Raw genomic sequence first — 7,474 nt, forward strand, 5'->3', positions numbered from 1 at the left:
ACGACGAAGGACGATATATGTCGGATCAGGTGGGCCCTGGACAGGGCCTCGACTCGCAGCAGAACGCGCACCCGGGCAACCCAGTGCCCCCGCGCGCGCAACAGCCTCGGGTCGCCGGCCCCCGGAACCCTGATGTTGCGCCTCAGGGGCAGGCACAGATGCCGCCTCCGGGTCAGGGCCAGATGCCGCAGGGGATGCCTCCTCAACAGGGACCTCCGCCTCAACAGGGGCCGAGCAATGACCGGTTTCGTCCTCGTCCGCAGCAGCCCGGACCCGGTTCGCAGGGGCTTGGTCCTCAGCAGCCGGGTCCTCAACAGGCTCCTCGTCAGATTCCCCAGCCGGGCATGAACCCGGCGTTCCAGGGACAGGTCAACCCCCACCTCGGCGGCCAAATGGGCCAGCCCCCGGTGCAGGGCCAGCCCCCGGTGCAGGGCCAGCCCCCGATGCAGGGCCAGCCACCGATGCAGCGACGCGTCTACGAACAGGCGCGGTTCGCGCCGACCGTGACCCAAGAGATGCGGGTCCGTGCGCGCATGCAGGCACCACAGCAGATCGTTTCGGAGACACCGTGGACAGGGGCTGTGCGCCAGTCTCAGCCAGAAGAAGAACCCGATTCGACGGCAAACGTGGTGCGTCTCGTGATTGCCATCCTTGCGGTGGTCGGACTGTTCGTGGGACTCTTGCTTCTCGCCCTGCTCGGCGGTCTCAACTTCGGTCTTAAACTCTTCGTCCTCGTCCCACTGTCCGCGATCCCATTGATCGCAATCATCGCCTACGTGCTCTGGCTCGATCGCTGGAGGCCGCAGCCCAAGATCATTCTCGGACTCTGCCTGCTCTGGGGTGCCGTCGCCGCCGTCATCCTCACCCTCTTCGTCACGCTCGTCGGCCAAGTCGCTCTGTACTTCTCCGGCGTCGGCGCAATGCCCAACGCATTCGGCACAGTGGTTCAGGCCCCGATCGTCGAAGAGACAACGAAGACCGTACTGCTCGTTGTCATCGCTCTCGCCGCTCGTCGGCACTTCGAAGGTCCCCTCGACGGACTCGTCTACGGAGCCCTCATCGGCGCCGGTTTCGCCTTCACCGAAAACGTTCTTTACCTCGGAGGAGCGTGGGAACAGCACCAAGCTGGGGGTCTGCTGCAGACTTTCATCTTCCGCTGCATATGTTCTCCGTTGTTGCACACAGCGTTCTCCACCTGTGCCGGCGTGACTATCGGACTCGCTGCCCGGAAGTGGCAGTGGTGGGCGGTCATCCTGATGTGGCTGCCCGGACTTTTGGTCGGGATGCTTCTCCACGCACTGTGGAACGGCACCATGACCGGACTCGGCCATTTCCACCCGGTCGTGTCGATCATCGGACTCATCGCCCTCAGCTTCATCCTCACCACTTGTTGGGTGGTGCTGGGAATTCTCCTCCGTCGCAGCGAACGCCTCCACACGCAGAACATGCTCGGCGACTATGCGAATACAGGCTGGCTCACCCACTCCGAGGTGGACATGCTCGCAACGTGGAAGGGACGCAAGTTCGGCAAGCGCTGGGCGGATTCCTTCCCCGGCGGCAAAGAGGAGATGCGCACCATGATCCGCACCTCCGGGGACCTCTCGACGACACGCATGCGGCTCCTAGCCGGAGTCGGCGGGCAGAAAGAACGTGACATCGAGAGCTTCCAGCTGAAGAAGTTCTCCTCCGCCCGCGATCGCCTTCTCGCCGCCTCGAGAAGCGTGGTTCGCTGACTCCCGTGATGCTCGTCGACGTAATCATCATCATCCTGGGGATCGCTGCACTCTTCTCCGGGTTCCGCCAAGGTTTCATCATCGGTCTCGGCACCGTCGCCGGTTTCGTGGTCGGTTGGGTCATAGGCAGGCTGCTCTCGCCTCTGGTCGAAAGCCTGAGCCAAGGCACACAGGTCATGGAGAATCCCGGCGTCGTCATCCTCCTGGCATCGATGCCGCTCGTCCTCAGCGTCCTGTTCGCCTTCGCCGGCAACGGTGTCGGGGTGTGGATCAGACGATCCATGGACTCAGAACTCGGGCAGGGCATCGACTCGATCGGAGGCACAGTCACCGCTGGCGTCGTCTACGTCCTGGTCATCTGGCTGGCGGCAGGTTTCATCCGCACCACGCCGTGGGTCGAACCGAATCGGTGGGTCGCGGACTCGTCGGTGATCGCGGCCGTCGACCGGACGATCCCGTACTCCTCGCAGATCGCGCTGGGCGACATCTCGCAAGGTCTCAAGGCCACCGGGTTCCCGCAGGTGTTCTCGGGGCAGACAGAGCAGATCCGCGGCGTCGGCGAACCCGACTCCGCGATGGTCGACGTCGGCCGTGGCGTCGAAGAATCGGTCGTCAAGATCACGACAGCTGCCACCAGCTGCCCGACCGGATCCGAGGGTTCGGGGTTCGTCTACAGTGACGGGCTCGTCGCCACCAATGCCCACGTCGTTGCCGGCTCCAAGGAGCTCGCCGTCCAAGTCGGCGGAAGGGGCAGGCCCTATTCCGCCGAGGTGGTGGAATTCGATCCTGAAGCCGACGTGGCCGTCCTGCGGGTTCCAGACCTCGAAGCTCCCGCCCTTGACTTCGGCAATGCGCTGGGACCGGGAGATGACTCCGTAGTCGCCGGATTCCCACAGAACGGCCCCTACACGATCTCCCCATCACGAGTGCGCGAGACGATCAACGCGCGCGGCCTCGATATCTATGATTCGAACTCAGTGGTGCGTGAGGTGTATTCGCTCCGAGGCATCGTCCGCGAAGGAAACTCGGGCGGTCCGCTGCTGGACGCTAACGGTGACGTGGTGGGGATGGTCTTCGCCAGGTCCGCCACCGATGATGAAACTGGGTATGCCCTCACACGGTCGGAGATCAGCGATGAGCTGCAAGCCGGAGCGAAGAACCGTTCCCCGCAGTCGACAGGTCAGTGCACCGGCTAGCGACAGACTATTTCAGGTCGAGGCCAGCCAGGACGGCACGGTGGTCACTCGAGCCACGGCTCAGCACCTCGTCGGAGGTGGCCTCGAACCCGCGATAGAGGACATGATCGAGCCGGGTGACGGGGAAGCGCGCGGGCCATGTGAAGCCGAATCCGCCGCCGGTTTCGACGCGGGTGTCCTCCAGCGGGGGAGACAGGGTTGAGAAGTTGGTGTCCGTCGTCGCGGTGTTGAAATCACCGGCGACGATGACATGCTCGGCCTCATCGGTTTCGACTTCTGTGGCCAGCCTGCGGATGGCCGCGTTGCGCATGGCTTCGTGGCCGGGACGAACCGAGGGCATATGCACGGAGTAGAACCTGATATCGCCGTGGTCCGTAGACACTGTGGTGGCGAAGGCGCGTGGCCACTGCAGACCCAGGTCCACCTCTTCGGGTTCGGACATCGGCCATTTCGACCAGACGCCGATCGTGTCGACGACCTGCGAATGCTCGAATGAGGAATCGAGTTCCTTGTGGATGATCTTGCCCGACAGTGACTCCAGCTCCTGAATCGTGACGATGTCAGGATCAGCGGACACGATGCTCTTCACCGCTGCTGTGGGCTCAGGCATCCTGGCACCCACATTGTGCGTGGCGACGGTGAGGTCTGGTTCGCCGTTGTCACTGGCCGGAATCAACGCAGAGCCGAACATCGAAGCCCAGACCACTGTCGGAACGAGGAAGCCGATCGCTGAGAGCACCGAGAAGCGGAAGAGGAACATCAGCAGCACGAGGGCGAGGAAAAGTCCCGTCCACGGAAGAATGCTCTCGACGAGCAGCGCAATGCCCATCCTGGCCGGCAGCAGGTGGTGGAGCAGGAGAAATGCAGCATAGGCCATGCCGAAGATCAGCACAGTGATCCCCTTGGCCGGGCTATGCGTTTTTCTGGTTTGCGAAGATTCCTGGTTCATCGATTAAGAAGCTTAACCGTTGAGTCTGTCCTCATGCTGGGTGAGTCATGCGACGTGCCTCACTTGGGCTCACAGAAATCGATCGGCTCACCGGTGAGCGGTGGCGGACCACACCGTGACATCGGGGTGAGTGTCATAGCGGTAGCCGGTGCCCCTCATGGTCCGAATCACCGAAGAGTACTCGCCCAGACGCCTGCGCAGGCGTCGGATATGCACGTCGACAGTCCGCTCATCAGGGACTTCACTACCTGACCAGACAGCGGTGATGAGATCTTCGCGCGGCAGAGTGGAATCGGCATGAGAGACGAGAGTCGCCAGGAGGTCGAACTCCTTGGTGGTGACATCGACGAGGTCGCCGTCGATGCGAACCTCGCGGCGCGGGATGTCGATGCGCAGACGTTCGGCGGTTCTGTTCTGGAAGTTCCCATCGAAGCGTGAGCCGAAGCCACCTGTGGGTGCGGTTTCACCGGTGCCCTGGTCAGGTTCGCGGCGCAAGGCCGGCGGATGGATGCGGTTGGGGATACGGGAGCGGACCGGGCCGTGTGTTCCAGCCGGGGTGCCGGTGGCGGCGGGGGAGCCGTTGGCCACGGCACGGACGGCATCGATATCGTTGCCGCGGCCTTCTGGTGCCAAGGCGATGACCGCTTGGGTCTCCGCCTGGGAAGCCAATTCCTTCGCGTAGGCCTGCAGTTCACCGGCGATCGCGGAGAGGTTGGTCCCATCAGCGGCCGCCTTAGACTCGTCCAGGCCGATGTAGACGATGATTCCGCGCGCTGCCTTCGGTGAGGCCACGACACCGGCGGGGCCGAAGGTGTGGGGCGGGTTCTGCGGGTCCACTGCACTCAAGCGGGCTCCTGCACGACGGACGGCAGCTGCGCTGCGTGGATGTGCGTATGCTGGTTCTGGATTCGACATGGCTGTCCTTTGCTTCGGCCTGCACGGCCGTTGTGACTGAATGAGTCCGCTGCGGAGACTGCGTGTACTCGTTCGAGGCCGGACAGCGGAGAGACGGTCACCGACAACGAACGCAGAGCATACACATGCCTGCGGGGCACATTCGTGTCGAGTGCGTCGTAGAAGTCATGGCTTCATTATTTGTCACAAAACTCGTCGGGTGCAAAGGAAAGTCCGAAAATGAGACGAGTGTGACGAAATATGACGCGTCTGGGCCCGTTCAGACGGCCTGGCCGACCGAGTCGGTCAACTCCGTCCAGCCGGCCAGCTGGCGTCAGTCGACGATTCCGTACATCCGATCACCGGCGTCGCCGAGCCCGGGCACGATGTAGCCCTTCTCATTGAGTTTCTCGTCCAGTGCCGCGGTGTAGATCTCGACATTCGCGGACTGTGCGTAATCCTTTTCAATGCGCTCGACGCCTTCCGGGGCGCTGACGAGGCAGACCGCCGTGACGTCTCTGGCACCTCGGGCGAGGAGGAAATCGATGGCCATGGCCAGGGTCCCACCTGTGGCCAACATCGGATCGACGACGAAGATCTGCCGACCGCTGAGGTCATCGGGCAGCCGATCTGCGTAGGCGCTGGGCTCGAAGGTCTCTTCGTTGCGGACCATTCCCAGGAAGCCCACCTCGGCGGTGGGGAGGATGCGCAGCATGCCGTCGAGCATGCCCAGGCCCGCGCGCAGGATCGGGACGACAACCGGGCGCGGCTCGGCCAGGCGGGTGCCCGTGAATGTTGTGACTGGAGTGGAGATCTCCTTGTCCTCGACCGCCACCGAACGAGTGGCTTCGTAGGCGAGAAGCATCACGAGTTCTTCGGTGAGCTGGCGGAACCGTGCAGAGTCGGTGCTCTGGTCACGCAGGACGCTGAGTTTGTGGGCGATGAGCGGGTGATCGGCTACATGAAGGCGCATAAGAATAAATGGTACGGAACTTTTCATCTTCGCGCGTGGAGCTGTGGTGAAAGGTCGGCTGAAGCGTCACAATGGAGTCATGTCCTACTTCACTGAGATCCTTGCCGAAACGAGCGATGGTTTTCGTGCGCTCGATGTCGATGTTCAGGATGCCTCCGATCTCGACAGCCTCGTTGAGATGATGCAGGCCGCCGGGTCGGAAGACGGCGAATCGGTCGCTGTCATCGAACACGAGGACGAATGGTTCGGCCTCGTGCGAGTCTGCGAGAACAACGAGATCCGAGTCTTCCTGTCTGACCTGCGTGCCGTCGAGCTCAGTCCCTTCGCGGAGATCTTCGCCGATTACCTCGATTCGCAGCCCGATGCCTACGAGGCTGAGCCGGAGGAGGAGTTCGGGCTCGAGGAAGACGGGGCCGCGGAGGCCGATGACGAGGATGAAGACGAAGAGGTCGCGATGCTCGAGTTCGACGCCGCCGCGGAGTGGGGCGGCGATGCTGAGATCTATGCCGATCGCGGAGTCCTGCCCGCAGAGCTCATCGAGCAGGTGGAGAAGTACCGCTCGGATCCTGCCCGCGTCGTCGCTCACGTCGGCGAGACCGTCGGATTCGCCGACCAGCTTCAGGCCGCCCGCTGAGCGCACCGGAGGAAAGTGCAGAACTCGGCTTTGGTGCTCACCCGCACTTCCAGGACTGGATGACTCTTGCCCTCGCCGAGGCGGCCCTGGCCGGTGAACATGACGACGTGCCCGTCGGGGCCGTGGTCCTCGATGCCGAAGGTTCGGTCATCGGCCGCGGTCATAATCGACGCGAAGTCGATCAGGATCCTCTCGGGCATGCTGAGCTCATGGCTCTGCGCAATGCCGCCGAGGTGACCGGACGGTGGCGCCTCGACGACGTCACTCTCGTCGTCACCCTCGAACCCTGCGCAATGTGCGCAGGTGCAGTCGTCGGGTCTCGGGTGGCGCGAGTCGTCTATGGGGCCTTCGATGAAAAGGCCGGTGCTGCAGGCTCGGTCTGGGATCTGCTGCGAGACCGCGCCGCACTGCATCATCCTGAGGTCTACTCCGGCGTGGCGGCGAAGAAGTGCCGCAGCCTGCTGAGTGATTTCTTCGCCGCAAAGCGGGAGAGCGCTGCTGGCTGAGCGCCGTCGGAAGCGTGAAGCAGAGCAGTGGTTCAAGTCACTCTCGCACGATTTGGTTGCCACCTGGGCCTGACTGTAATGTTGTCCGCGGTGGCGTGTCCGAGCGGCCGAAGGTGCGACACTCGAAATGTCGTGTAGGGCATCCCCCTACCGTGGGTTCAAATCCCACCGCCACCGCGTTTGTGATGTGTCGCGACATCGTTCACTCGATGTCGCGGCACATTTCTCATTTCTGACCCGGTCCTGTCTCACGTCATCGTGCGCACTTTCAGGGGTATGTCTCACGACATCGTGCACATCATGTCTCACGTCATCGTTCATCTCTTCTTCTGATAGTCCTTACTCGCATCGAGTGTGTGTTCAGCGATGATTTCGCCTGCAACCCGGTCGATGACCATCGTCTCAAGCCCCTGCATGAGCAGTAGTACTCGTTTCCTTGCCCAGGCTCTCCCGATCCCTGCGTGATGCTCCTATAGATGTCAAGCGGCTTGAAGAAGGAAGTCCCGGTACTGCGCTGCGAACTCGTCATCACGAGCTTCAGCGCGTTCGATACGTGAAACCTTTACCTGACCGACGCTGAAATGCTCGG

Annotated in this window: 7 protein-coding genes and 1 tRNA gene; 5 read left to right on the forward strand and 3 right to left on the reverse strand. The window is 62.6% G+C overall.

Going from position 1 to position 7,474, the window contains the following annotated elements:
• The first annotated feature begins 17 nt into the window (after positions 1-17).
• The gene (locus BSP239C_RS08985) at positions 18-1,733 is read left to right on the forward strand and encodes a PrsW family intramembrane metalloprotease (RefSeq protein WP_257930140.1); all 1,716 of its coding nucleotides are present in this window, start codon (positions 18-20) and stop codon (positions 1,731-1,733) included.
• Positions 1,734-1,741: 8 nt separating this feature from the next.
• Positions 1,742-2,929, forward strand: a complete 1,188-nt coding sequence (locus tag BSP239C_RS08990) for a MarP family serine protease (RefSeq protein WP_101572026.1) — start codon at positions 1,742-1,744, stop codon at positions 2,927-2,929.
• A gap of 7 nt (positions 2,930-2,936) precedes the next feature.
• On the opposite strand, the gene BSP239C_RS08995 is transcribed toward BSP239C_RS08990, so the two are convergent.
• From BSP239C_RS08995 to upp, 3 genes are all read right to left on the reverse strand, one after another.
• On the reverse strand, positions 2,937-3,821 hold the full coding sequence (locus BSP239C_RS08995) for an endonuclease/exonuclease/phosphatase family protein (protein ID WP_257930141.1): 885 nt from the start codon (positions 3,819-3,821) through the stop codon (positions 2,937-2,939).
• A gap of 144 nt (positions 3,822-3,965) precedes the next feature.
• Positions 3,966-4,793 (reverse strand): winged helix-turn-helix transcriptional regulator, encoded by an 828-nt coding sequence (locus BSP239C_RS09000; protein ID WP_101572030.1) that lies wholly within the window; start codon positions 4,791-4,793, stop codon positions 3,966-3,968.
• Positions 4,794-5,106: 313 nt separating this feature from the next.
• The gene (upp, locus tag BSP239C_RS09005) at positions 5,107-5,745 is read right to left on the reverse strand and encodes a uracil phosphoribosyltransferase (RefSeq protein ID WP_101572032.1); all 639 of its coding nucleotides are present in this window, start codon (positions 5,743-5,745) and stop codon (positions 5,107-5,109) included.
• Positions 5,746-5,824: 79 nt separating this feature from the next.
• On the opposite strand from upp, the gene BSP239C_RS09010 reads away from it, so the two are divergent.
• From BSP239C_RS09010 to BSP239C_RS09020, 3 genes are all read left to right on the forward strand, one after another.
• Positions 5,825-6,379 (forward strand): tRNA adenosine deaminase-associated protein, encoded by a 555-nt coding sequence (locus BSP239C_RS09010; protein WP_101572034.1) that lies wholly within the window; start codon positions 5,825-5,827, stop codon positions 6,377-6,379.
• Positions 6,380-6,438: 59 nt separating this feature from the next.
• Positions 6,439-6,885, forward strand: coding sequence for a tRNA adenosine(34) deaminase TadA (gene tadA / locus BSP239C_RS09015; protein ID WP_101572036.1), 447 nt, complete (start codon positions 6,439-6,441; stop codon positions 6,883-6,885).
• 89 nt (positions 6,886-6,974) lie between these two features.
• Positions 6,975-7,062: transfer RNA gene (locus BSP239C_RS09020), tRNA-Ser, on the forward strand.
• Positions 7,063-7,474: the final 412 nt, after the last annotated feature.

This window comes from Brevibacterium sp. 239c (assembly GCF_900169365.1).
Lineage (GTDB): Bacteria > Actinomycetota > Actinomycetes > Actinomycetales > Brevibacteriaceae > Brevibacterium.